The sequence below is a fragment of the Prevotella sp. khp1 genome (assembly GCF_900102205.1).
In the GTDB taxonomy this organism is placed as follows: domain Bacteria; phylum Bacteroidota; class Bacteroidia; order Bacteroidales; family Bacteroidaceae; genus Prevotella; species Prevotella ruminicola.
Window position 1 is genome coordinate 123,448 of sequence record NZ_FNJZ01000006.1, and the last position, 24,336, is coordinate 147,783.

Here is a 24,336-nt window from a genome sequence, read left to right on the forward strand (position 1 = left end):
TTTTGCATCCATGAAGGTACTCTACTATATTGTTTTAGCCGTTTGGTATGTGTTCTCATTACTGCCATTACGTGTACATTACTTCATCAGCGACCTGCTGTTCTGGTTGCTGTATGGCGTATTGGGCTATCGTAAGAAGGTGATAAGAAGAAACATCAAAGAGTCGTTCCCCGAGAAAACTGATGACGAGAGATACAGGATAGAACGCGGATTCTACCACTTTTTCTGTGATTACATCGTGGAGAGTGTGAAACTGATGACGATGACACCCGAGAACCTGAAGCGCCGTATGGTGTTTAAGGGGGTAGAGCAGATTGATGAGGCTATCAATTCGGGGCAGTCGTGCGCCGTGTATCTGGGGCATCTGTGCAACTGGGAGTGGATAACATCGTTGCCACTCTGGATGAAGTCGGATGCGCAATTAGGACAGATTTATCATCCTATCGAGAATAAGGATTTCGACCGCTTGTTCCTGCGCTCGCGCCAGCGTATGGGAGCCGTTTGTATCCCCATGCAGGATACGCTGCGCAGAATGGTGGAGTACCGCAGGGCTAAGCAGCCTATCGTTATCGGATTTATCTCGGACCAGAAGCCCCATTGGGTGAATATCCACCACTGGATAGATTTCCTGCATCACGATACACCCGTGCTCACTGGTACTGAGCGTATTGCCAAGAAGATGAATTATGCGGTGTTCTTCATGGATGTGCGTCGTGTAAAGCGTGGCTACTATGAGGCCGAAGTGATTCCTGTGACCCGCGAGCCACAGCAGCTGAAGGATTACGAACTCACAGATATGTACTTTGATTTGTTGGAGAAGAGCATCAAGCGTGCGCCTGAGTTCTGGTTGTGGAGTCACGACCGCTGGAAGCGTACACGTGCTGAGTTTAACGAGCGTTTCGAGGTGATCGACGGTAAGGTGATAGCCAAGGATCATCCCGACAATAAGCCCGCGCCTCCCAAGAAACCTTGGTATAAGTTCTAAAGCAACTTGTTTTTGGTCATGCGCATCATATATTGTTGTATGATGGCTTTCAGCTCGCGTTCCATCTGCGCCTGCTGAGGTACCTTGCCCTTCAGGTTGTGCTGCATCAGACGGTCGGTTAACAGGTAAACACCCTTGGTTTGTTTGCCGTCGAACTGAAGCACATAACCATATTTTACGTACTGATAAATGCCGTTCAGGTAGTTAACCGCCCACGTATCGTTGGCGGGTGTGCTGAGCACGTCGATACCAAAGGCCATATAGGGCTTAGAGTAGCCTAACATGCCTAAGATGGTGGGCAGGATATCAATCTGCTGGGCAATCTTCTCTTCCATTCGGCCTACAGGCTGCGAAGGATCGTAGATGATGATGGGCGAACAGAATCCACCCAGATCGCTCTGATATTCAGCGTGGTCGCTCTGGTTGGTATGGTCGCTGGTAAGCACAAAGATGGTGTTATCAAACCAAGGCTGCTTACGGGCGGTGGCAAAGAACTTGCCAAGGGCCATATCGGTATAGCGGATGCACTTCTGGATGGGCAGATGCTCCTCGGGGAACTGTGCCTTATACTGCTCGGGGATGGCGAACGGATGGTGACTGGAGGCCGAGAAGATAGCCGTCATAAACGGCTGCTGCATCTTGCTCATCTCCTCAGCATAATACTGGAAGAAAGGCTCGTCCCAGATGGCCCAGGTACCATCGAAATCGTTAGTGCCACGAGCAGCCTCGTATTCGGTACGACCGTAATAACGCTGGAAACCCGTCTTCTTGGCAAAGGCCTCGAAGCCCATCGAACCATTCTGGGCCCCATGGAAGAAAGCTGTCTGGTATCCCTCGTTACCCAAGATGCCAGCCAGACCGGTATAATCGTTCATCGAGGCTGGGGTGAGGAAGAACGGCTCAACAAACATAGGGATGCTGGAGAGGATACTCGGCATGCCGTCGATACTCTTTCGGCCGTTACAGAAACTGTAGCGGAAGGTGGTGCTGTGGGCAATGAGCGAATCAACACAAGGGGTATAGCCCTTGTACTTACCACCCTCTAAATCGCGGTTGAGCGCACCGATATACTCGCGACCAAAACTCTCGATAATCAAAACAACAACGTTCTTTTTTACCAATGTATCGGTCTGGGCTTTGTGCTGTGGTGAGTAGATAGCTTCTAACTCAGTCTCGCTCTGATAATAGTTGGGCACAGTGAATACGCTTTTGCCAATGGTGCGGATGAGCGAGAAGGGGGTGTTGAGCACCAAGGCGGCATCGGTAGGATGCTGGGCGTACTGGTTGGCATTTGATACGGTGATGGGGCGAACGGCTGTGGTAAAACCACCGCGCATGCCGGCAATACTCAGAGGTGCGATGAGCAGCAAGCTGGCTAAGTTGGCTGCATGCTTGCGTCGGGGTAGGGCATACAGCTTGTAGAGAGCTATCATCACTACTACAAACAGCAGTACCAGATACCAGTGGTTGATGAACTCGGTGCCAAAAATGCTACCTAAGTTGCCCTCGTTCGAGAACTCGCCGAACACCGTTGTAGTGGTGCGGCGCATGGTGTATTGGAAATAAACCGCATCGCCTAAGTTGATGGCTAAAGCAAGACTGTTGATGATGAGATACAGCCACTTAAGGGCTTTCTGACCTTTCAGCGTAAATGCCCCAACGGCTATCATCAGCACCACATAAAGCGCATTGGTATAAACAATGGCTGAGGTGTCGAACAAGAGTCCGCCACGAAATACATCACTGTTATAATGGAGCAGTTGGGCGTTTTCGAAGAAATATGCCAATCGGGCTATCTGGTAAACCACATAGACTAACAGGATGTTCCAGATAACGGCCACGATAGGGGCGTAGGGCTTGCTGAGAAGATGTTTCATCGTTGATTTAAATCTTTTGTAGCGGCTTGCAGAATGGCTTGGGCAATAGTGATATCGCCCTTACCTGTGGTAACACGCTGACTGTACAGGTCGAATACCGTCAATCCCGTACTATCTACCATCGAATAACCTTCGGTAAAGGTATGCATGGCCACGGGGTGGGTATAGGTGCTGCTGAGCACATCGCGACTAAACGTGTAATCGCTATGCGACAGACCTAACTGGGCTAACAGCGTAGCGGGCAGGTCGGTCTGGTTGCAGATGGTATCGATACGGCGAGGCGCTTTTACGGCGCCGCCAACCCAAATCATCGGGATGCGATTGCGTAGCGGATGCTGTTCGTCGTACGCTTTGTAGTTGATGCCGTGATCGGGTAGCAGCACAATCAGCGTATTCTTCCAGGCCTCTGTGCGGCGCAGTTTGGTTACGAAATCGCCAATACATTGGTCGAGATAATAGAAAGCATTCAGAATCTCGTCGTCGAAATGCTTGATGGGCACATCCCAAGGCTCATGACTGCTCAGCGAAGAGTAGCCAATGAGATAAGGCGATGGGAGGGTGGTGGCCATATCATACAGGGTGCCGAAGGTGATATCATCGCGTACACCCCATTCGGCTGATTTCTGTTCGGCTGTTGTATAGTCGGCCTTCCAGGTAAGCTGGTCGAACCCGCCGCTAATCAGATAGCTGCGCATGTTGGTAAAATTGATGTCGCCACCATACAGATAGTGGGTGTTGTACTGCTTCTCGTCGCGTAGCGAACGGGCGATACAAGGCAGGGTGCGCGATTTGGCGGGCAACTTCATTACCGACGTGTTGGGGAACGAGGGGTAGCCGCTATAGGTACACAGGGTGCCGCGATCGGTGCGCCATGAGTTGGCATAGCAGTTGGTAAAGTAAACACCTTCGGTAGCCAACTTGTTGAGGTTGGGTGTGATATCCTGGCGACCGCTGAGTTCGGTAAACTCACCGCCAAGACTCTCCATCAGTATCACAATGATGTTAGGTGTTGGGGTGTTCAACAGGGTATCGCTATCTACACTCTCGGTGTTATACAGCTTGTTGATAATCTGTTGGCAGTCCTCGTCGCTCATGTAGTTGTAGCTCTCTACCTCGCCCGTTTTCTCTAACGAAGCTAAGAAACTGAAAACGGGATTAACAGCCGAGTGGTTGAGGAACTGATTCTGTGAATAGTACACCTGACCGATATTGGTGGTTGATTCGTCTAAGCCACCACGAATACCGATAACTATCAATGGTGCCATGACCAGGAAAGTAACCAGGCTGATGACTGCTGTTTTGAGTGAACTCTTCAGTGGGCTGGTGCCTTTCAGACTGCATAAGGCGTTAGCATAACCCTTATAGATAACTACTGCCGTAACTACTAATGCTACGAATCGCCAGATGAGATAGACGATAGAGACGCTGGCTGTAGCCTCGTTGGGTGTTTCGAGATACTGCAGGCACGAGGCATCGAGCTTGAATGCCCAGAAGGGATAAAGACTGGTATCGGCCACAAAAGCCAAAGCAAAAGCGATGGCTATCAAGGCGTAATACCCTTTCAGGATGCGGAACAGCCATCGGCCTGTGTACCACATGCTGACGATGGTGGCGAGAAAAGGTACAATAAAGAAATAAAGGGCTGTTGATAAGTCGAGCGACAGTCCGTGCTGTACCACCTGCCACATATCGATAAACACGAACTCGTGTCCCTCTCGGCAGAAAAGCATAAATGCCAACTTGGCCAAGACGAACACAAGAACCGTCCAGAGGTACGTCTTTATCAGATAACTAACTCTGCATTTCATGTAACTTCTTGTAATAACCGTCGATATTCAACAGTTCATCGTGGGTGCCACGTTCTACTATCTTACCCTCGTGCAGTACGCAAATCTCGTCGGCGTTCTTAATGGTGCTCAAACGGTGTGCGATGGCAACGGTAGTGCGGGTCTTCATCAGGCGCTCTAAGGCATCCTGCACCAGGCGCTCGCTCTCGGTATCGAGGGCCGAGGTGGCCTCGTCGAGAATCAGGATAGGTGGATTCTTCAGAATGGCACGAGCGATGCTGACACGCTGGCGCTGACCACCTGACAAGCGGCCACCGCGATCGCCTATATTGGTATCGAAACCGTTCTCGGATGCCATGATGAAATCGTAGGCGTTGGCAATCTTGGCTGCTTCCTCAATCTGCTGCTGGGTAGCGTTATCCACACCGAACGAGATGTTATTGCGGAACGAATCGTTAAAGAGAATAGCCTCCTGGTTTACATTACCAATCAGCTGGCGCAGATCGTGAATACCCAACTCCTTCACGTTGATGCCATCGATGAGCACCTCGCCCTCCTGAACATCATAATAACGGGGAATGAGATCTACCATCGTAGATTTTCCGCTACCACTCTGACCTACCAAAGCGATGGTCTTGCCCTTGGGGATTACGAGGTTGATATCCTTCAATACCCACTGCTCGCCGTATTTGAACGATACGTGGCGGAACTCTATCTGGTGCTCGAAGTTAGCGATATGCTTGGGGGCTGCTGGCTCCTTAATGGTGTTCTCGGCCATCAGGATCTTATCAACACGCTCCATCGAAGCCAGTCCCTTGGGGATGTTATAACCGGCTTTCGAGAAATCCTTCAATGGGTTGATAATCGAGTAGAGCATCACCATATAATAAATAAAGATAGGACCAGAGAGCGTGTGGTTGTTGAGTACCAATACACCACCGAACCACAACACAATCACAATCATCACGGTACCCAGGAACTCCGACATGGGATGGGCCGACGACTGGCGGATGTTTACACGCATGATGTCGTTGCGATAGGCCGAGTTGATGGTGTCGAAACGCTTGTTCATCTTATCTTCGGCGCAGAAGGCCTTGATGATGCGCAAACCACCTAAGGTTTCCTCGACCTGACTCATGGTATCGCTCCAAAGCGCCTGAGCCTTGACCGATTGGGCTTTGAGCTTTCGACCAACCCAACCCATAAACCAACCCATGATGGGTACGATAACCAGGGTGAACACGGTGAGCTGCCATGAGATAAACAGCAGCATGGTGAAATAGCCTACAATCAGGATGGGGTTCTTGAACAGCATCTCGAGACTCGACATGATAGAGTTCTCAATCTCCTGTACATCGCCGCTCATACGAGCGATGATGTCGCCCTTGCGCTCCTCGCTGAAGAAACCTAATGGCAGGGTGTTTATCTTCTGATACAACTGGTTGCGGATGTCGCGAACCACACCTGTGCGGATGGGCACGATGGTGGCCGACGACAGGAAGTAAGCACCCGTCTTCAGGAAAGTCATAAAGGCCAGGAAGAGGCCGATGATGAGCAGGGTGGTGGTAGGACCAAGATCGGCAATGAGGCTGTTAACGTAGTAGTTCATGTTGTTCATCAACACCTCCTGCGCATTTGCCCAATCCCATGCCATCAGTGCGGTTGCTGTGTCGCCATCGCCTGTCTTGAAGATAATCTGCAAGATAGGTATCAGGGCTGCAAACGAGAAGACATTCAGGATAACCGATAGGATATTGAACACTACCGATGCCACCAGATATTTTTTGTAAGGAGGTACAAACCGCCTCAGTACGTTCAGGAACTCTTTCATTTATCTATTTGACGATTTACTATTTTACGATTGCTTCGCCCAGAAGCGTGGCGCTGGTGCTACCAGTGATTCTTACGCGAACGGTTTCGCCGATATGGTGAGTACCCTTGTCGAAGACTACCATCTTGTTCTGTTCGGTACGACCGCAAAGCTGCTCACGACTGCGCTTTGAGAAACCCTCAACCAGCACGTCGAACTCCTTACCCTCGTCCTTCTTGTTCTGGATAGCACTCATCTCGGTCTGTAGCGCGATGAGCTCGTTCAGTCTGCGAATCTTCTCCTCCTCGGGCACATCGTCGGGCAGGTGCTTCGAAGCGTAAGTGCCTGGGCGCTCGGAGTATTTGAACATAAAGGCAGAATCGTAACCCACCTCGCGCATCAGGTCGAGCGACAGCTGGTGGTCTTCCTCTGTCTCGGAGTGATAACCTACAAAGATATCGGTAGAAAGACCGCAATCGGGGATGATACGACGGATGGCATGTACGCGATCCATATACCACTCGCGGGTGTATTTGCGGTTCATCAACTTCAAGATACGATCGCTACCACTCTGTACAGGCAGGTGGATGTGCTTGCAAACGTTGGGCACTTCGGCAATCACCTTCAGGGTTTCATCGCTCATATCCTTAGGGTGCGAAGTGGTAAAGCGCACACGCATGGTGGGCACCTCTTCGGCTACCTTTCTTAACAGGGTGGGGAAGTCGGTATCCTCGAACTTATACGAGTTTACGTTCTGTCCCAACAGGGTTACCTCCTTAAATCCCTTGTCGCGCAGGTCGCGAACCTCACGCAGGATGCTCTCTACATCGCGACTGCGCTCACGACCACGGGTATAAGGCACAATGCAGTAGTGGCAGAAATTGTTGCAACCACGCATAATACTTACAAACCCGCCAATCTTATGTCCGATGCCGATACGCTGTGGTACCACATCCTTATAAGTCTCGCTGGTAGAGAGTTCGGTATTCATGGCTTTGTGTCCCAGTTCGGCCTGAGCAATCAGGTCGGGCAGCGACAGATAAGCGTCGGGACCTGCCACCAGGTCGGCAAAGTGATTATCAAGCAAATCGCGCTGAGCTCTCTCAGCCATACAACCAAGTACACCAAGAATCATTTTGGGAGCTTCGGGATTGCTCTTCAGTCGGCGGCGACGCTCAGCATCCAGTGCTTCCAAACGGTGATAAATCTTCTGCTCGGCGTTATCTCTAACAGAGCAGGTGTTCAAGAATACGGCATCGGCCTCGTCGATGGTCTCGGTGGTTTCGTAACCAGCCATCTGCATCACCGATGCAACAACTTCAGAATCGGCCACATTCATCTGGCAGCCATACGTTTCAATATATAACTTCTTCATCATGCAAAGTATAAACAGGTTAAATAATAGGTAGCGATATGCCGTTAATCTTCTGGAACACATCAAGTGCATACACATCGGTCATACCGCTGATATAATCGATAATCGCCATGATACGCGTTTCAAGGTCGGGCGCATCAATATCATACTGACTCGACACACGACTGATCAGGTGCTTAGAGTAAAAACGCTCGGGATGAACAGCGGCATTGATAAACTTCTCCATCAGCGTCTGGATAATCTGATAACCCGACAGCTCTACATCGAGTACGGGACGACTCTTGTAGATGTGCTGAACCGAGAGCTCGCAACAACGCTTATAGGCATTCTGCGGCAGGTCGCTGATATGATCAATTAAACTGCCTTGGAAATCGCCGCTCAATATCTCGTCCTCGTGCTCAACAAACACGCGTACACACTCATTCTCGAGTTTGCCAATCACGCAGGCTCGCAGATATACAATCTTTTCGTTATTATCATTTACACCTTCCTCAACAATGCGGTTCTGGATACGGGCCTGGGTCTCCTCGTCGAAGAATCCCAACAGCAACTGCATGGTGTCGGTGTGCGAAATAATTTTAAGTTTGTGGGCATCCTCAAGGTCCATAATCTCGTAGCAGATATCGTCGGCTGCCTCAACAAGATACACCAGCGGATGACGGGCATAACGCAAGGGCTCGCCCACTTCTGATTTACAGGGGATGCCTAATTCGTCGGCAATGCGACGGTAATATGTCTTCTCGGAATCAAAGAATCCGAACTTGCCTTTCTTGCCGGCAGCACTCGATGAGAATGGATACTTAACAATGCTGGCAAGCGTAGAATAAGTCATGACAAATCCTCCCGGACGGCGACCTTTGAACTGATGCGTTAACAAACGGAACGCATTGGCGTTACCCTCAAAGTGGGTAAGGTCGTTCCAGAAGTTGGCACTTACCTGGCGCTGCAGGTCGTAACCGGCACCTTCGGTAAAGAACGACTGGATGGCTTTCTCGCCGCTATGACCAAAGGGCGGGTTGCCTAAATCGTGTGCCAAGCAGGCGGTGGCTACAATCTGACCAATCTCCTGAAACAGCTGGTCCTTCAGCTCAGGATGCTTCTTGGTAAGTTGGGCAGCCACATCGTTTCCAAGCGACATACCCACGCTGGCCACCTCGAGTGAGTGGGTCAGACGGTTGTGCACAAAGATACTTCCCGGGAGTGGAAATACCTGGGTTTTGTTCTGCAAACGACGGAACGGAGCAGAGAAAATCAAACGGTCGTAATCGCGCTTGAACTCTGTTCGGTCGTCGTGGCGCTCAGGATGACGATGCTCCTGACCGAGACGCTTGTTCGATATCAGTTGTTGCCAATTCATCATAATCAGGGTGCAAAGGTACGAAAAATACGCGCAGTAGCGGCATATTTCGCAGAAATTAACGAAAAAATCAAAAAATTAGTCGCCGAAAGGGTGATTTCTAAGCTAAAAGCACTACCTTTGCACGTGGATTAAAATATTATTTTAAAAGATGCTGAAAATTAAAGTTGTAAACAAAGGTCACCAGCCCTTGCCGCAGTATGCTACTGCGCAGAGTGCCGGTATGGATCTGAGAGCTAATATAGATGAACCCATCACCCTGAAACCACTTGAGCGCCGACTCATCCCAACGGGTTTGCATATTGCTCTGCCTGTAGGTTATGAGGCACAGGTACGTCCTCGTAGTGGTTTGGCATTAAAGAAGGGTGTCACCGTACTGAATACTCCTGGTACTATCGATGCCGACTATCGTGGCGAGATAGGTGTGGTGCTCATCAACCTGTCGAACGAGGACTTTGTTGTTGAGGATGGTGAGCGTATTGCCCAGATGGTGATTGCGCGTCACGAGCAGGGTGAGTTCGTATCGGTAGAGGTTCTGGATGAGACCGAACGTGGCGAAGGTGGTTATGGTCATACTGGCGTGAAGTAGAATCATGATGCGAATGAAGAAAATCGGACTGTCGTTATTGTTACTGCTTTCTGTAACCACTGGTTACGGACAGCGTGAGTACGACCAGTTCTTTCTTGAAGCCATGATGCAGCGCCAGAAGGGAAACAACGATGCAGCCTTTGATTTGCTGCGTCATTGTCTGGAGATAAATCCCGATGCCCCCGAGGCGTACTACTTTTTGGCACAGTACTATAACGCTCTGAAGGATGGCGAGAAAAGTCTGGCTTATATCCAGAAGGCGGCTGCACTCGATCCGGATAACGCTACCTATATGGAAACATTGGCACAGGCGTACATCCGTCAGCAGGATTACGAAGCTGCCATTCCCGTAGTGGAGAAGATCTATGAGCGCGACAAAGAGCGTGAGGACTTGCTGGAGATGCTGTTCCAACTGTATCAGCAGGTGGGCGATTTCGATTCGGCCGTAGAGGTGCTGAACCGTATCGAAGCCATCGATGGCAAGAGCGAACGCCTGTCGGTAGCCAAGAGCGAGATATATACCCGTCAGGGGAACAAAAAAGCGGCCATTGCCGAGATAAAGGCTTTGGCAGAGAAATTCCCCAACGATGGTAATTATCAGGCTTTGTATGGTGAGACGCTGATGATGAACGGACAGCTGAAAAAGGCATTGAAGGTGTACGACAAGATTCTGAAAGATGAACCTGATAACAACCGTGTGCTGATGTCGCTGCGTACCTATCATCAGGCTTTAGGGCATCGTGAGATAGCCGACTCGCTTACTGAACGTGTATTGCTGAATCGCAATGCCACCATCGACGAGAAGATTCTGCTGTTGCGACAGGAGATTTCGGCCAGCGAGAATGCGGGCGGCGATAGTACCCGTGTACTGCAGCTGTTTGATAAGATTCTGAAACAGCCTCAGACCGATGAGCACATGGCTATTCTCTGTGCCTCGTATATGAACGTGAAGAAGATGCCGAAGGATACCATCGCTACGGTGCTGACCAAGGCTTTGCAACTGGCACCCGATAATTCTTCGGCCCGTTTGCAGCTGATTGGTTATGCCTGGGAGGCTGATGATATGGAGCGCGTGATTGCACTCTGTCAGGATGCCCGACAGTATAATCCCGACGAGATGGCCTTTTATTACTATCAAGGTATCGCCTACTATCGTCGCGACAGTCTTGATGCCGCCCTTTCTACCTTTAAGAATGGTATCGGCGTGATTAAGGAGGACAGTGATCCTGCTATCGTATCCGATTTCTATGCGGTGATGGGCGACATCCTGCATCAGAAAGGCCTGATGAAAGAGGCCTACGAGGCTTATGATAGTTGCTTGCAATGGAAAGATGATAATATGGGCTGTTTAAATAACTATGCCTACTTCTTAAGCGAAAGTGGTGAGCAGTTGGCTAAGGCCGAGCAGATGAGTTTTAAAACCGTGAAGGCTGAGCCTAAGAATGCTACCTACTTAGATACCTACGCTTGGATACTGTATATGCTGGGCCGCTACTCTGAGGCCAAGATATATATCGACCAGGCGTTACAGAATCTGGATGAGTCGATCGACAACTCTGTGATTCAGGAACATGCAGAAAAAATAAAACAAAAAGCAAATCAATAATGAAACTGAAAAGTATCGTAAGAATTGCCGTATTGGCATTGCCATTGATGTTTAGTTCATGTGGTATATTCAAGAAATCGAAAGAGGTGAAGCCAATCATTGAACAGCGTCAGACTACCGACTTTGTGAGTCAGGTGCGTGATAACCAGCAAACCAATAAGTTCATCACCTCGAAGGTGAAGTTCTCGGTTGAGGTTGGTCCGCAGAAGATTACACTGACGGGTAACCTGAAAATGCGTCGTAACGATGTAATCCGTTTGCAGCTGATGGCCTTTGGATTTGTTGAGGCCGGACGTCTTGAATTCACCAAGGATTACGTGCTGATTATGGACCGTATCAATAAGCAGTACCTGAAGGCTCCTTACCGCCAGGTAGATTTCCTGCGTAATAGCGGTTTGAACTTCTCGGCTATTCAGGCATTGTTCTGGAACGAGCTTTTCAAGCCCAATCAGGGTAGCGAGGCAGTTGTGCTTGCAAAGAATGACAAGGAGGGCGAAGGCAAGTTTAACACCATCGAGAGTGGCGACGATATGATTATCAATCTCGAAGAGGGAAAGATGGACTACAGTTGGTTGGCCAGCAAGAATACCGCACTGATTCGTATGGCTAACATCCTGTATAAGGACCGCTTTAATGGTAACACCCAGCTTAACTGGGACTATTCCGAATACGATGTGTTTGGACGTAAGATGTTCCCCAAGAAGCATCTCATTACACTTACCACTCCTGATAAGGAAGTGAAGTTGGGTATGACCCTGAATTATCTGGGTAATGATACCGAATGGGATGCACGAACCGAAGTTTCTAACAAGTATCGCGAGGTAACAGTTGACGAGATACTCCGCCGCTTTATGGCTCTATGATGAATAGAGTGTTACGTATGCGATATATCGCGATGGTGCTGATGGCACTCATCACGTTTTCTTCGCCTGCTATTGCACAGCAGGCGAAAAAAAAGTCTGTGCAAAAACGTACGGCTACCACAACTAAGAAGTCGGGCAGCAAGAAATCTACAGGTAAGAAGACAACTACCAAGAGTTCTGCATCAAAGCAGCCGGTAACGGTTAACAGTTTGAAGACCGAGCAGCAGAGGGTGCGCAAGCAGATTGAGGAGCAGCAGCGCAAGTTGAAAGCCAACGAGCGCGATGTGAAGAATCGTTTGCAGAACCTGCTGATTATCAACAACGAGATTGCCGATAAACGTAAGTCGATTGATACCATTCGTCATGATATCAATCGTTTGGATGGTAATATCCACACGTTGGAGGTGCAGATGGTCACACTGAACAAAGAACTCGAAGAGCGCAAGCAGCGCTTCATCAAGTCGATGAAGTACATGCATCGCAACCGCAACCTGCAGAGCAGATTGATGTTTGTGTTCAGTGCCAGAAATCTGTCGCAGATGTACCGACGACTGCGTTTTGTGCGCGAATATGCGGCCTATCAGCAGAATCAGGCCGAAGCGGTGAAGTCGATGAAGGATCAGGTGACTGAGGCGCATAGCGAACTCACCGACACCAAGCGACAGAAGAGCGACTTGTTGGTGAGAGGCGAACGGGAGCGCCGTTCGCTCGAAGGCAAACAGGAAGAGCAGCAGAAGATGGTGTCATCTCTGCAGAAACAGCAGAAAACCATTCAGGGCATCATCGAAAAACAGAAAAAGCGCGATGTTGAGTTGAATGCACAGATCGACCGACTGATTGCTCAGGAGATAGCCCGTGCGAAGGCGCGTGCCGAAGCCGAAGCCCGGCGCAAAGCTGCCGAGGCCGAAGCAAAACGTAAGGCTGAAGAACTGGCCCGCAAACAGGCTGCAGCCGAAGCGGCTCGTAAGGAGAACGAACGACGTATCGCCGAAGCTAAGGCTCGCGAGGAGAAAGCCAAGGCCGAAGCCCGTGCAGCTGCTGCCCGTAAGAATGCCGAAGAGAAAGCGGCTGCCGAGCGTGCTGCTGCTGAGGCTGAGCGTGCCCGATTGGCAGCTGAGCGAAAGGCGGCTGCCGATGCGAAAGCACACGAGAAGGAGGTGGCCGAAGCCCGTAAATCAGAGGCTGCGATTTATACTGTTTCGTCCGAAGACCGTATGCTGAGTGGTAATTTTGAGAGCAATCGTGGTAGATTGCCTATGCCTATTGCTGGCGGCTATCGTATTGTGAACCACTTTGGTACCAACCACGTAACAGATGTGAAGGGACATGTAACACTCGATAAGAAAGGTATTGATATCAAGGGTCAGCCAGGTGCAGCAGTTCGTTGTGTGTTCGATGGCGAGGTGAGTGCTGTATTCAGCTATGCTGGCACCACAGTAGTCATCGTGCGTCATGGTAGCTACCTGTCGGTTTATTGCGACTTGGCTTCGGTTAACGTGAGTCGAGGACAAAAAGTAAGCACCCGACAGACACTTGGTCGTGTGGGTGCTGAGGGTTTGATGCAGTTCCAGTTGCGCAAAGGCAGCGCTAAACTGAACCCTGAGGGCTGGTTGGCGCGATAGGGTCGACACGCTGAGTGTCAATTCTGGCCACACGGCCAGATAGGCACTTATAGTGTCAATCCGTCCAACAATCCTATATAGGTATCGATGGCATGTTCCATCTCCGAAATCTTTATGAACTCATTGGCTGAGTGCGAGCGACTTGATTCGCCTGGCCCCAGCTTAAATGATGGGAATGGCATCAGCGCCTGATCGCTCAGTGTGGGCGAACCGAAGGGCTGCATGCCTCTGTCGATACATCTCTTAATGAGTGGATGCTCGGGTGAGATGGCCGATGAGTGCAGGCGGAACGAACGGGCGCGCAACTCGCATTTGGTCATCTTCTTGCACAGGAAGTTAAACAGATATTCGTTCTGATAGAACTCGTTGGTGCGTACATCAATAACAAAGTGCAGTGTATCAGGCACTACGTTATGCTGGGTACCGCCTTCAACTACGGTCACCGTCATCTTCGTGGGGCCTAACAAAGGACTTACCTTGCGGAATTTATAATCGCGAAGCCAAACCAGATCGTCGAGTGCTTCGTAGATTGCATTTATACCTTCGTTACGGGCAGCATGGCCCGATTTGCCATGAGCATAACCATCAATTACCATCAGTCCTTTTTCTGCAATGGCGGGTTGCATGCCTGTAGGCTCACCCACAATGGCTACGTCAATCTTGGGCAACAAAGGCAGCACGCGACTCAGTCCGTTCTGTCCCGATATCTCTTCTTCGGCCGAAGCTACCCACAACAGATTATAGTTGCGAGGACGATACAGCATGATGCGATAGGCTTGTAACAGCGAAACTAGTCCGCCGCCACAGTCGTTTGAGCCCAGACCATATATCACGTCGTATTCCTGATCTGGTGAAAATGGATCGCGTGTCCACGAGCTAACGGGTTTTACGGTGTCGATATGGGCGTTGAGCATCACGGTAGGTCGATTGTTGTCCCAATCAGGACAGCCCACCCAGAGGTTGTTACCCTCGCGACCGAATGGCAGATTCCACATGTTCAGGAAATCGGCCAGCTTATCGGCAGCTCTCGTCTCGTCTCTACTAACCGAAGGAATGGCAATCAGCTCCTTCAGCAAGGCTACGGCGTCGTAAAGATAGTTTTTGTTTTCCATATTTTATTTGGTTTTTGCTTTTGATACACATACGGATAGTAGCATCGATAATACCAAAACACCGAAGATGATGGCCAACGAAAGTGTGGTGGGTACTTCGATGTGTGGCATGTCGATATTTAATCCTATCATCTCGCCGAATGCGTTCACGTACTCGTTCATGGCTAATAGCATCTTTACGCCTACAAAGCTCAGGATGATACCTAAGCCATATTTAAGATAGGTGAAGTATTTGGCTACTGCTGCCAGCGCAAAGTATAGGGCACGCAGACCCAGAATGGCAAAAATGTTTGATGTAAGCACGATAAACGGATCGCGGCTTACTGAGAATACGGCGGGGATAGAATCGACGGCAAAGGCCACATCGGTTGTCTCGATTACCAATAAGGCAATAAACAATGGGGTTGCTAATCGCTTACCGTTCTCGACGATAAAGAATTTTCCCTCGTGCATCTGGTCGGTCACAGGGAAGAATTTCTTGAATATCTTTACGAAGAAATTGTTCGAAGGGTCGACTTGCTCGTCGTTATGTCCGAACATCTTGATGCCCGTATAAATCAGGAATAATCCAAACAAGCCTAATATCCATTCAAACTGCGCAATCATTGCTGTACCTGCAAAAATAAAGATACTGCGCAGTACTAAAGCACCAAAGATACCCCAGAACAACACCTCGTGCTGGTATTTTCGCTGTACGCCGAAGAACGAGAAAAGCATCAAGAATACAAACAGATTGTCCATCGATAAGGATTTCTCAATCAGATAACCTGCCAAGAACTCCATTGCTTTCTCGTGGGAGTCAACAGGATATAACAGATAGATGCCACCGCAGAAAACAAGCGATACACCAATCCATACGGCTGTCATCTTCAGAGCTTCGGATACGCTCACTTCATGTTGACCTTTCTTACCGAACGATTTCAGGTCGATCAGCAACATAATGAATACCAGTATGTAGAACAAAATCCACGCCCAGATGGGGATATTTACCATTTCCATTCTTTCTTTATTCTTTGATTACGGCGACAAAGTTACGAAATAATTCTTATATTCCCAAAAATAGTTGTACTTTTGTAACTTGGTATGCAAAGTCGATTATTCGATAAATGTCCCGTAGCGGCTTTAACGGTGAGTATGATTCTTGGCATTATCATCGCTCACTATGCGTCGCTGTCTATCACCATATTACCTGTGCTGGCTGGTATGGTGGTTGTGGCTTTGCTGCTTTATAAGTTTGCCAATGCGCAGTCGGTAGCTATCGTGGTATGTTGCCTGTTGTTAGGAATGTGCGTGATGCAGCACCATCAGCAAACCACCAATCAACCGCAAACCGAAACCCGATTAGATCGCTCCAGAAACTTTTTCCTTCAGCAACGCGAGCAGTTGTTGCAGCGTTTTAATGATAGTGGGCTTGATGGCGATGCTTATGCGGTGGTGGCAGCCATGTCGTTAGGCGATAAGTCGGCTTTGACTCGAGATGTGAAAAGTTCATATTCTGTCAGCGGTGCCTCGCATGTGTTGGCTCTCAGTGGTCTGCACCTTGGTATTATCTATATGCTGTTGTCGTTGTTCCTGCCACGAAGACGGTGGCCGGCTTTGTCGCAGTTGTTGATGATCCTGGTGGTATGGGCGTTTGTGCTGCTGGTTGGTATGCCTGTTAGTGCTGTACGCTCGGCCGTCATGCTTACCATCTATGGCGTTTTGTCGATTGGGCGTCGTAATAAGATGTCGGTCAACGTTCTGGCTTTTACAGCTTTTTTGATGTTGATGTGGAATCCTGCCTGGCTGTTTGATGTGGGATTTCAGATGTCGTTTATGGCCGTATGGGCTATCCTGCTGTTTGTGCCCTTGTTTACCAGCGTGTTTTCCGACCAGTATTATATGAAGCACCCCTGGGTGGCAAAGATTTGGGGCATGGTGGCTGTCTCTATTGCGGCTCAGTTGGGTGTGGCACCATTAATCGCCTATTACTTCGGACAGTTCTCTACCTGTTTTCTGCTTACCAACTTCCTGGTGGTGCCTGCGGCATTCATTATTCTATGTCTGTCGATAGCCGTTCTGTTGTTTCCGCCCCTCGCGTACCTATTATTATATATAGTGAATGGGTTGAATGCGTCGTTGAATACCATCGCCACCTTTCCGGGCGCCAGTATCGGTAACTTGCATCCAACCATCCTTCAGGTTGTGCTTATCTATGTGTTGATTGTTTGTTGCTATCTGCTTATAGAAAGAATAAAACCAATAATGGGATGGACACCATGGAGATGAGGGTGGTAATAAATGTTACCTCGGTTATCATCGTGGTATCTTTGCCGTATTTTAAGCACAGAATAGTACCGTAAGTAGCCACAGGCATGGCAATCACCACCGTATTGATGTTTACTACAAACTGCGAGAAGCCTAAAAGCGTGCACAGATAGTAGATGCCGATGGGCAGTATGGCCAGTCGGAAAAGTGTGGTAGCATAAACGCTGGTGTTACCTAATAGCGATTTGATGGGGAGGTTCGACATCGATGAACCGATAATCAGCAGCGCGGCAGGTACGGTGATGTTACCAATCATGGTGAGTGGTGCGCTGATGGCTTCGGGGATATTATCGATGCGCAATGCTACTATCAGCATGGTCAGGTAGCAGGCCAACATCGGGGTAGAGTAGAGCACCTTCTTTTCAAAACGGCTTTCCTCTACTTTATTTTTACCTGTTATCAGGATAGTTCCTACAGTAAACACTGCAAATGTATTTACAACATTCAGCACAGCAGCATAGAACACGGCCTCGTGTCCGAATATCGATGCTACCACAGGGTAGCCCATAAAGCCCACGTTACCAAACATCAGAGCAAAACCGATAGCGCCTTCGTCGTCTTTCTTCTTGGTAAGGTAGCGTGGCAACAGAAAGGCGATACCTGTAAGCACCGCATAGGTAATCACGCTGATGAGTAATAACGGTAGAATATACTCACGGTCAGGCAGTTCGCCTGTCATAGCCGACGACAGAATCAGCGCCGGACAGGTCATATTAATTACCAACCTCGACAGCTGTCTGTCAAAGTCGCCTCCCAAATATCCCAATTTGCCTGCCCCGTATCCCACGAGCACAATGGCAAACAAAGTCATCATCACTACAAACATAGAGTAAAGGCATTAAAAAAGCCCCAGTGAGTGGGGCTTTTTGTTTACATATATCCTAACCACCGCAATATATCATTGAGGTTCGCGAATACCATCAGGAGTATCAGCAGACCGAATCCGAAGTATTCGGCACGGATCATGAAGGTCTCTGAAGGCTTGCGACGGGTAATCATCTCATAAATCAGGAACAGCACATGTCCACCGTCCAAGGCGGGGATGGGCAGGATGTTCATGAAGGCGAGGATGATTGAGAGGAAGGCGGTCATCTTCCAGAACAGATACCAATCCCACATGGGAGGGAACAGACTGCCGATAGCGCCGAAACCACCAATCGACTTCGCACCGTCGGCTGTGAACACATACTTCATGTCGCCCACATAACCCTTCAGCACGTTGATGCCGTATGCTATTCCGGCAGGGAAACTCTCAAAGAAACCATATTCCTTGGTGACGGGCTGGTAGATTCCAGCGATGGTCTGCACCATGAAACCGAGTTTCAAATCAGGAGTCAAGGTGATGGTGGCTGTATCCTGTACCTCGTTACGAGCATAAACGATGGTGGCTGTGCGCACCTTCAGGCTGTCGGCCTGCGTCTTGGCGGCTGTCATCATATCCTCGAGTACACCCAGCTGGTCGGTAAACTCATTGTAGCTGTCAACAGGCTTGCCGTTGATGCCTACAATCTTATCGCCTTTCTGTAATCCCATCTTGGCGGCAGGGGTGTTCTCAATCACACTGTCAACCACAGCAGGAATCAACGGACGAACGAACGATGGCTCTGCCTTCAGCATACCTAACAGGTTGATGTCGCCAGGCAGTTTGATGCTCATGGCCTTACCATCACGGATGATGTCGGCACGGGTAGCCTCGCTCAGGGCGCGGTACATATCTGCGCTGAAGTCCTTGAACTCACCGTTCTCGGTACCTACCAGGATATCACCATCTTTAAAACCATACTGCTTAGCCTCGGTGTTGAACTTCATACCCAAGGTCATGTTCTTGGTGGGGATATAGGTGTCGCCCCAGTAGAACAGAATCATTGAGTAGATGAACAGGGCCAGCAGGAAGTTTACCAATACACCGCCAATCATCACCAGCAGGCGCTGCCAAGCTGGTTTCGAGCGGAACTCCCATGGCTGCATGGGCTGTTTCATCTGTTCGGTATCAAAACTCTCGTCGATCATACCGGCAATCTTACAGTAGCCGCCCAATGGCAACCAACCTACACCATACTGTGTGTCGCTGTTCTTAGGTTTGATCTTAAACAGACTGCCGTCCCATTTCCAAATGCTGGGATCGAAGAAGAGATAGAACTTCTCTACGCGGATGCCAAAAAGCTTGGCAAAGAAGAAGTGGCCACCCTCGTGGAGTAGCACTAGCAGGCCAATGGCCAGCATGAATTGCAAAAGTCTAATTAAAAAGATATCCATTGTTGATTATTTATTCATGAGTTCTGTAGCGATACGACGGGCCTCGGCATCGGTAGCGATGTAGGTGTCGTAGCTGGGGTTCTTATCGAAGGTAGCACGCTGCATGGTCTCGGCAATGATGTCGCCCATCTGCAGGAATCCGCACTTATCCTCCAGGAATCCTCGGTTCACAATCTCGTTAGCAGCATTCACGATACATGGCATGTTACCGCCCTTGTCGATAGCTTCGAACGCCAAAGCTAAGCAACGGAACTTCTCCAAGTCGGGTTCGAAGAACTCCAGGTGCTGGGCCTTGAACAGGTCGAGGCGCTCGCCACTCAGGTGCAAACGCTGTGGGAACGAGAAGGCATACTGGATAGGCAGACGCATATCGGGTACACCCAGTTGGGCTTTTACACTACCATCCTGGAACTGAACGGCGCTGTGAACAATACTCTGTGGGTGAACCAAAACCTGAATCTGCTTAGCGTCCACACCAAACAGCCACTTAGCCTCGATGACCTCGAAGCCCTTGTTCATCATCGAAGCTGAATCGATGGTGATCTTAGCACCCATGTCCCATGTTGGATGGCGCAGGGCATCGGCCTTGGTTACGTGAGCAATCTCTTCCATCGACTTCAAGCGGAAAGGACCACCAGATGCTGTGAGCAGAATCTTTTCGATGGGGTTCTGATCCTCGCCAACCAGGCTCTGGAAGATAGCTGAGTGCTCGCTGTCTACAGGCAGGATGGGGGTATGGTACTGTTGGGCCAGCTGCAGAATCAGCTCACCGGCAACTACCAGTGTCTCCTTATTTGCCAAGCAGATGGTCTTACCTGCCTTGATGGCATGGATGGTGGGATTCAATCCCGAGAAACCTACCATCGCTGTGAGTACCATGTTGATGGGACCGGCTTCTACAATCTCGTTCAGTGCCTGGGCACCGGCATATACTTTTACGTCGGGCATGTCGCTCATCAGGCTCTTCAGCTCGTCGTAACGTGCCTCGTTGGCAATCACGATGGCGGCGGGCTTGAACTTATGAGCTTGCTCGGCCAGCAACTCTACCTTATTATTAGCAGTCAAACAATAGACCTCGTACAGGTCGCTATGTTCCTCGATAACCTCGAGTGCTTGTGTTCCTATCGACCCCGTAGAGCCGAGAATGGCTATTTGTTTCTTCATAACTCTAAAATGCCTTCAGGCAGTTTTACTATTATTTGTTGTTTCTTTGTATCTACATTGGTAATCAGCTCTTCTGAAGCAGGAATCAGTTTACCGTCTTCCAGTTCGAAGAGGATATTGATGGTGGTGTCATCCACCGAGGCAATTTTACCTGCGGCCTTACCGGTGTTGGCATCGATGAGCTCAAAGCCCACAATGGCTGCCCACGAAAGCTGCTCATCATCGTCTTCTGCCATCTCACGGGGAAAGTAAACCTCGCAACCGGTCAGTTCTCTGGCACGCTCCTGGGTGTCGATACCCTCAAACTTCATCAGGGCATTGTCGTCGGTCTTAAAACGGTACTCCTCAATAAAGAAAGGTACCAGGATACCATCCATATCAAGTATCAGGTAGTCGGCATCTGTGCGGTCGAACACGTCGTCGTCGAAGAGAAAACTAATCTCTCCTTTCACGCCGTGCGCTTTACCTAACTTACCTATCTTATATACGTCCTCGCGTTTTATCATATCTCTAACCTCTAACAATATTCGCGCCCAGAGCATTCAAACGGGCTTCGATATTCTCGTAGCCGCGGTCAATCTGCTCGATGTTGTCGATACGGCTGGTTCCTTTAGCGCTCATGGCTGCAATCAGCAGAGCGATACCGGCACGAATATCGGGACTCGACATGCGACCGCCGCGCAGGGTAATCTTTCTGTCGTGACCAACCACTACGGCACGGTGTGGGTCGCAAAGAATAATCTGGGCACCCATGTCAATCAACTTATCCACGAAGAACAGTCTGCTTTCAAACATCTTCTGGTGGAACAGTACGCTACCGCGAGCCTGGGTGGCAACCACAATCAGTACACTCAGCAGGTCGGGGGTCAAGCCGGGCCAAGGGGCGTCGGCCAGCGTCATGATAGTACCATCCATAAATGATTGTATCTCGTAGTGATCCTGGCGAGGTATCCACAGGTCGTCGCCTTCAACCTCGATTTCTACACCTAACCTACGGAAAGCATCGGGGATGATTCCTAAGTTCTCAACACTTACATCTTTGATGCGAACGCCATTACCGCACATAGCTGCCATACCAATAAACGAACCTACCTCGATCATATCGGGCAGGATCAGGTGGTCGGTGCCATGCAAACTGTCAACACCCTCGATGGTGAGCAGGTTCGATGCAATACCGCTGATGCGGGCACCCATACTGTTCAGCATCTTACAGAGCTGTTGCAGATAGGGTTCGCAAGCTGCATTGTAAATGGTGGTGGTACCTTTGGCAAAAACGGCGGCCATGATGATGTTGGCTGTACCTGTTACCGATGCCTCGTCGAGCAACATATAGGTACCCTTCAGCTGTTTGGCCGAAATCTCATATACATCGCGACCTTCCACACGGTTGAAGGTGGCGCCGAGTTTCTCGAATCCTAAGAAGTGGGTGTCCAAACGGCGACGACCAATCTTATCGCCACCAGGTTTTGTGATAACGGCTTTACCCATGCGGGCCAAAAGCGGACCAATCATCATCACGCTGCCACGCAGTGCAGCACACTTCTTCACAAACTCGTCGCTCTGCAAGTAATCCAGGTTCAGCTCGTCGGCTTTGAAGGTATAGGTGTTTTCTTCCTTTTTCGATACCTTCACACCAATATCACGCAGCAGCTGGATGAGGTTGTTCACATCGCGAATGTTCGGGATGTTACGAATAATCACCTCCTCCTCTGTCAACAATGTGGCACAGATTACCTGCAGGGCCTCGTTCTTAGCACCCTGTGGTGTGATAGTTCCTTGCAGCAGATGGCCGCCTTCAATGATAAATGATGCCATATAGGTTACTTCTTTTTCTTCTTTTTCTCATCTGCCTGAGCCACTTTCTCAAATCTGAAAGCGTTCAGGTCAATCTGGATGGCGCCGTCGGTAAAGCGAGCCAAGTCGCTGGCCACGCGCTCATCGTCCATTGAACCGTGTCCGAACTGAGCCAGATCGCGTTTCATCTGGTTGGCAGTATATCTTACCAACGCATCGCGCTCCTCGCCATCGGGCATAGTCTTCAGCTTTTTAAACAGCTCCTCTACCAATCTGCCGTAGTGGCGCAGTCGTACGCTCTCCTTGGGCAGCTTCATGGGCTGGGGCTTCGATAGAATCTTGTCGGCTTCGCTGATATCATAAGGCCAGTCGATCTCCAGCTCTCTGTGACTCATCAGGTACAGATGGTTCCAGAGTGTCTGCTCGTAGTCATCGTTCTCTTTCAGCTGTGGGTTCTTAGTCTCCATCAGCTTCACGATGGTCTGGGCACACTGCAGGCGCTCCTCTTTGTTGGGCAGCTCGCAAGCCAACTCAATCATCTTCTGGATCTCACGTCCGTATTCCGACATCACCAGCTTCTCGCGCTGTGTGTTGTAATCTAATCCTTTTATATCCATAAACTCTTCACTTATCACTATTCACTAAAGAAGTTTCTTGGGAAGTTTTGCCACAAAGTCCTTCAGATAGTAAGGCACAAAGTAAGCTACATCCTCAGTCTGGTTGTTCAACAATCGTTTCTCGGCCAGGGGCTGCATCCACTTGGCGAGTGGCTCTATGCCCTCAATCAGGTGGGCGTTGGGATGATTGATGGTCTCCATGCACTTCTTGGCACCGTTACCGAAGAAGTACACAGGGTGCTTATCCAGATACTCTTTGTAAGTCTCGGCCGTTACCACATCGGCGCCAATCTCACGAACAGGTTTCAAGGCGCGATCGTAGATACCGGCATACACCTCCATGCGTCGGGCATCGAGCATGGGGCAGAGTAGGGCATCTTCTTCAGGAATCTCTCTTAATAATACAGGTACGCACAGCAGCTCCAGTGTTGGAACAGCTATCAGCTTCAGGTTGCGACCGTAGCAGATACCCTTAGCCATCGATACGCCAATACGCAGTCCGGTGTACGAACCAGGACCGCAACTTACAGCCACCGCATCAAAAGGGATGGCGTGATTATCGGTAAACGAGAGTGCCTCGTCAACCATGGTACCTAAACTTTCTGCGTGGTTAGGTCCGCTATGATCTTCTTGCTGGAAGATAACATGCGAATCCTCCGAAACAGCAACGGAACAAACATCCGTACTGGTTTCAATATGTAATATCGTCGACATACTTTTTAATTAACCTATACTAATAAAGTGCAAAGGTACGCAAATTTTTCCCAATCACCATCGTTTTATCAGAAATTAACGTGTGAGTTAATTCAAAAAGGGCAATGAATTAATTCACGAGGGGTTTTGAATTAACTCACGGTTTTTGTGCTAAGTGTCGTCGGCTCTATAAATATATAATAATGTGAAGACGTTTTTGCGATTGATATCTATCAAGAGCGACCAAAAAAATGCATGAAAATTGAAAATTTCTCTCGAAAAGTTTTGGTAGTTCCAAAAAAAGCCGTACCTTTGCACCCGCAAATCAGGAACACCACCTGACAAGCACTGAAAGAAAGAGTTCTTTGAAAGATTTACATAGACAGAAGTAGTACAAGAAGCAAGTACTTTTCGAAGTACTTGGGTAAATGAACAAACCGTTTCAATTTCTTGAATTTGGATAGTTGTTCTGAGACAGATATACTTCTATTTTATAATAGGAGAAACAAACAAATTTTTACA

The 24,336-nt window shown here is 49.3% G+C and carries 20 protein-coding genes; 6 read left to right on the top strand and 14 right to left on the bottom strand.

The window, feature by feature from the left end:
* The first annotated feature begins 10 nt into the window (after positions 1-10).
* Positions 11-985, top strand: coding sequence for a lysophospholipid acyltransferase family protein (locus tag BLR73_RS14025; RefSeq protein ID WP_091863043.1), 975 nt, complete (start codon positions 11-13; stop codon positions 983-985).
* On the opposite strand, the gene BLR73_RS14030 is transcribed toward BLR73_RS14025, so the two are convergent.
* From BLR73_RS14030 to dgt, 5 genes are read right to left on the bottom strand one after another with little or no spacing between them, the layout of a single operon-like run.
* The gene (locus BLR73_RS14030; protein WP_091863046.1) at positions 982-2,862 is read right to left on the bottom strand and encodes an LTA synthase family protein; all 1,881 of its coding nucleotides are present in this window, start codon (positions 2,860-2,862) and stop codon (positions 982-984) included. The genes BLR73_RS14025 and BLR73_RS14030 overlap by 4 nt on opposite strands.
* Positions 2,859-4,670 carry an LTA synthase family protein gene (locus tag BLR73_RS14035; protein ID WP_091863049.1) on the bottom strand — a complete coding sequence of 604 codons (1,812 nt, stop codon included), beginning with the start codon at positions 4,668-4,670 and terminating at the stop codon, positions 2,859-2,861. Before BLR73_RS14035 ends, BLR73_RS14030 begins: the two co-directional genes overlap by 4 nt.
* Positions 4,654-6,480 (bottom strand): ABC transporter ATP-binding protein, encoded by a 1,827-nt coding sequence (locus tag BLR73_RS14040; RefSeq protein ID WP_013064344.1) that lies wholly within the window; start codon positions 6,478-6,480, stop codon positions 4,654-4,656. Before BLR73_RS14040 ends, BLR73_RS14035 begins: the two co-directional genes overlap by 17 nt.
* A 19-nt stretch (positions 6,481-6,499) precedes the next feature.
* Positions 6,500-7,834, bottom strand: a complete 1,335-nt coding sequence (miaB, locus tag BLR73_RS14045; protein ID WP_033150499.1) for a tRNA (N6-isopentenyl adenosine(37)-C2)-methylthiotransferase MiaB — start codon at positions 7,832-7,834, stop codon at positions 6,500-6,502.
* A 19-nt stretch (positions 7,835-7,853) separates the two neighbouring features.
* Entirely contained in the window at positions 7,854-9,191 is a 1,338-nt protein-coding gene (gene dgt, locus BLR73_RS14050; RefSeq protein ID WP_091863084.1) for a dGTP triphosphohydrolase, read from the bottom strand.
* 151 nt (positions 9,192-9,342) lie between these two features.
* Here dgt and dut point away from each other — a divergent pair, with 151 nt between their 5' ends.
* Genes dut through BLR73_RS14070 form a run of 4 tightly spaced genes read left to right on the top strand, consistent with a single transcriptional unit; the run spans position 9,343 to position 13,871 of the window.
* A complete protein-coding gene (dut, locus tag BLR73_RS14055; RefSeq protein WP_091863054.1) occupies positions 9,343-9,780 on the top strand; it encodes a dUTP diphosphatase in 438 nt (145 codons plus the stop codon).
* Positions 9,781-9,793: 13 nt separating this feature from the next.
* On the top strand, positions 9,794-11,386 hold the full coding sequence (locus BLR73_RS14060; RefSeq protein WP_232221076.1) for a tetratricopeptide repeat protein: 1,593 nt from the start codon (positions 9,794-9,796) through the stop codon (positions 11,384-11,386).
* On the top strand, positions 11,386-12,249 hold the full coding sequence (locus BLR73_RS14065) for a lipoprotein insertase outer membrane protein LolB1 (protein ID WP_091863058.1): 864 nt from the start codon (positions 11,386-11,388) through the stop codon (positions 12,247-12,249). The genes BLR73_RS14060 and BLR73_RS14065 overlap by 1 nt, the downstream gene beginning before the upstream one ends.
* A gap of 17 nt (positions 12,250-12,266) precedes the next feature.
* Positions 12,267-13,871 carry a murein hydrolase activator EnvC family protein gene (locus BLR73_RS14070; RefSeq protein WP_091863061.1) on the top strand — a complete coding sequence of 535 codons (1,605 nt, stop codon included), beginning with the start codon at positions 12,267-12,269 and terminating at the stop codon, positions 13,869-13,871.
* 47 nt (positions 13,872-13,918) lie between these two features.
* On the opposite strand, the gene BLR73_RS14075 is transcribed toward BLR73_RS14070, so the two are convergent.
* A complete protein-coding gene (locus tag BLR73_RS14075) occupies positions 13,919-14,983 on the bottom strand; it encodes a M20 family metallo-hydrolase (RefSeq protein ID WP_013064815.1) in 1,065 nt (354 codons plus the stop codon).
* A 3-nt stretch (positions 14,984-14,986) separates the two neighbouring features.
* Complete coding sequence (locus tag BLR73_RS14080; RefSeq protein WP_033150503.1) at positions 14,987-15,982, bottom strand: TerC family protein; 996 nt, start codon at positions 15,980-15,982, stop codon at positions 14,987-14,989.
* 84 nt (positions 15,983-16,066) lie between these two features.
* On the opposite strand from BLR73_RS14080, the gene BLR73_RS14085 reads away from it, so the two are divergent.
* The gene (locus BLR73_RS14085) at positions 16,067-17,251 is read left to right on the top strand and encodes a ComEC/Rec2 family competence protein (RefSeq protein ID WP_091863064.1); all 1,185 of its coding nucleotides are present in this window, start codon (positions 16,067-16,069) and stop codon (positions 17,249-17,251) included.
* Here the strand turns inward: BLR73_RS14085 and BLR73_RS14090 are convergent.
* The 7 genes from BLR73_RS14090 to tsaB are packed head-to-tail and all read right to left on the bottom strand — an operon-like array spanning position 17,205 to position 23,835.
* On the bottom strand, positions 17,205-18,116 hold the full coding sequence (locus tag BLR73_RS14090) for an AEC family transporter (protein ID WP_091863067.1): 912 nt from the start codon (positions 18,114-18,116) through the stop codon (positions 17,205-17,207). The genes BLR73_RS14085 and BLR73_RS14090 overlap by 47 nt on opposite strands.
* 44 nt (positions 18,117-18,160) lie before the next feature.
* Positions 18,161-19,546 (bottom strand): RIP metalloprotease RseP, encoded by a 1,386-nt coding sequence (gene rseP / locus BLR73_RS14095; RefSeq protein ID WP_033150504.1) that lies wholly within the window; start codon positions 19,544-19,546, stop codon positions 18,161-18,163.
* Positions 19,547-19,552: 6 nt separating this feature from the next.
* Complete coding sequence (locus BLR73_RS14100) at positions 19,553-20,710, bottom strand: 1-deoxy-D-xylulose-5-phosphate reductoisomerase (RefSeq protein ID WP_013065072.1); 1,158 nt, start codon at positions 20,708-20,710, stop codon at positions 19,553-19,555.
* Positions 20,707-21,216: a ribosome maturation factor RimM gene (gene rimM / locus BLR73_RS14105; protein WP_033150505.1), complete on the bottom strand. Its 510-nt coding sequence runs from the start codon at positions 21,214-21,216 to the stop codon at positions 20,707-20,709. The genes BLR73_RS14100 and rimM overlap by 4 nt, the downstream gene beginning before the upstream one ends.
* 4 nt (positions 21,217-21,220) lie before the next feature.
* Positions 21,221-22,525 (bottom strand): UDP-N-acetylglucosamine 1-carboxyvinyltransferase, encoded by a 1,305-nt coding sequence (murA, locus tag BLR73_RS14110; protein WP_033150506.1) that lies wholly within the window; start codon positions 22,523-22,525, stop codon positions 21,221-21,223.
* A 5-nt stretch (positions 22,526-22,530) separates the two neighbouring features.
* Positions 22,531-23,121 (bottom strand): DUF4290 domain-containing protein, encoded by a 591-nt coding sequence (locus BLR73_RS14115; protein WP_091863086.1) that lies wholly within the window; start codon positions 23,119-23,121, stop codon positions 22,531-22,533.
* A gap of 24 nt (positions 23,122-23,145) precedes the next feature.
* The gene (gene tsaB, locus BLR73_RS14120) at positions 23,146-23,835 is read right to left on the bottom strand and encodes a tRNA (adenosine(37)-N6)-threonylcarbamoyltransferase complex dimerization subunit type 1 TsaB (protein WP_013063291.1); all 690 of its coding nucleotides are present in this window, start codon (positions 23,833-23,835) and stop codon (positions 23,146-23,148) included.
* Between the last annotated feature and the right edge of the window lie 501 nt (positions 23,836-24,336).

Excerpts from the sequence above, each read along its gene's own strand:
- BLR73_RS14025 (WP_091863043.1), top strand. The coding sequence starts at position 11 with ATGAAGGTACTCTACTATATTGTTTTAGCCGTTTGGTATGTGTTCTCA.
- BLR73_RS14030 (WP_091863046.1), bottom strand. The coding sequence starts at position 2,862 with ATGAAACATCTTCTCAGCAAGCCCTACGCCCCTATCGTGGCCGTTATC.
- BLR73_RS14035 (WP_091863049.1), bottom strand. The coding sequence starts at position 4,670 with ATGAAATGCAGAGTTAGTTATCTGATAAAGACGTACCTCTGGACGGTT.
- BLR73_RS14040 (WP_013064344.1), bottom strand. The coding sequence starts at position 6,480 with ATGAAAGAGTTCCTGAACGTACTGAGGCGGTTTGTACCTCCTTACAAA.
- miaB (WP_033150499.1), bottom strand. The coding sequence starts at position 7,834 with ATGAAGAAGTTATATATTGAAACGTATGGCTGCCAGATGAATGTGGCC.
- dgt (WP_091863084.1), bottom strand. The coding sequence starts at position 9,191 with ATGAATTGGCAACAACTGATATCGAACAAGCGTCTCGGTCAGGAGCAT.
- dut (WP_091863054.1), top strand. The coding sequence starts at position 9,343 with ATGCTGAAAATTAAAGTTGTAAACAAAGGTCACCAGCCCTTGCCGCAG.
- BLR73_RS14060 (WP_232221076.1), top strand. The coding sequence starts at position 9,794 with ATGAAGAAAATCGGACTGTCGTTATTGTTACTGCTTTCTGTAACCACT.
- BLR73_RS14065 (WP_091863058.1), top strand. The coding sequence starts at position 11,386 with ATGAAACTGAAAAGTATCGTAAGAATTGCCGTATTGGCATTGCCATTG.
- BLR73_RS14070 (WP_091863061.1), top strand. The coding sequence starts at position 12,267 with ATGCGATATATCGCGATGGTGCTGATGGCACTCATCACGTTTTCTTCG.
- BLR73_RS14075 (WP_013064815.1), bottom strand. The coding sequence starts at position 14,983 with ATGGAAAACAAAAACTATCTTTACGACGCCGTAGCCTTGCTGAAGGAG.
- BLR73_RS14080 (WP_033150503.1), bottom strand. The coding sequence starts at position 15,982 with ATGGAAATGGTAAATATCCCCATCTGGGCGTGGATTTTGTTCTACATA.
- BLR73_RS14085 (WP_091863064.1), top strand. The coding sequence starts at position 16,067 with ATGCAAAGTCGATTATTCGATAAATGTCCCGTAGCGGCTTTAACGGTG.
- BLR73_RS14090 (WP_091863067.1), bottom strand. The coding sequence starts at position 18,116 with ATGTTTGTAGTGATGATGACTTTGTTTGCCATTGTGCTCGTGGGATAC.
- rseP (WP_033150504.1), bottom strand. The coding sequence starts at position 19,546 with ATGGATATCTTTTTAATTAGACTTTTGCAATTCATGCTGGCCATTGGC.
- BLR73_RS14100 (WP_013065072.1), bottom strand. The coding sequence starts at position 20,710 with ATGAAGAAACAAATAGCCATTCTCGGCTCTACGGGGTCGATAGGAACA.
- rimM (WP_033150505.1), bottom strand. The coding sequence starts at position 21,216 with ATGATAAAACGCGAGGACGTATATAAGATAGGTAAGTTAGGTAAAGCG.
- murA (WP_033150506.1), bottom strand. The coding sequence starts at position 22,525 with ATGGCATCATTTATCATTGAAGGCGGCCATCTGCTGCAAGGAACTATC.
- BLR73_RS14115 (WP_091863086.1), bottom strand. The coding sequence starts at position 23,121 with ATGGATATAAAAGGATTAGATTACAACACACAGCGCGAGAAGCTGGTG.
- tsaB (WP_013063291.1), bottom strand. The coding sequence starts at position 23,835 with ATGTCGACGATATTACATATTGAAACCAGTACGGATGTTTGTTCCGTT.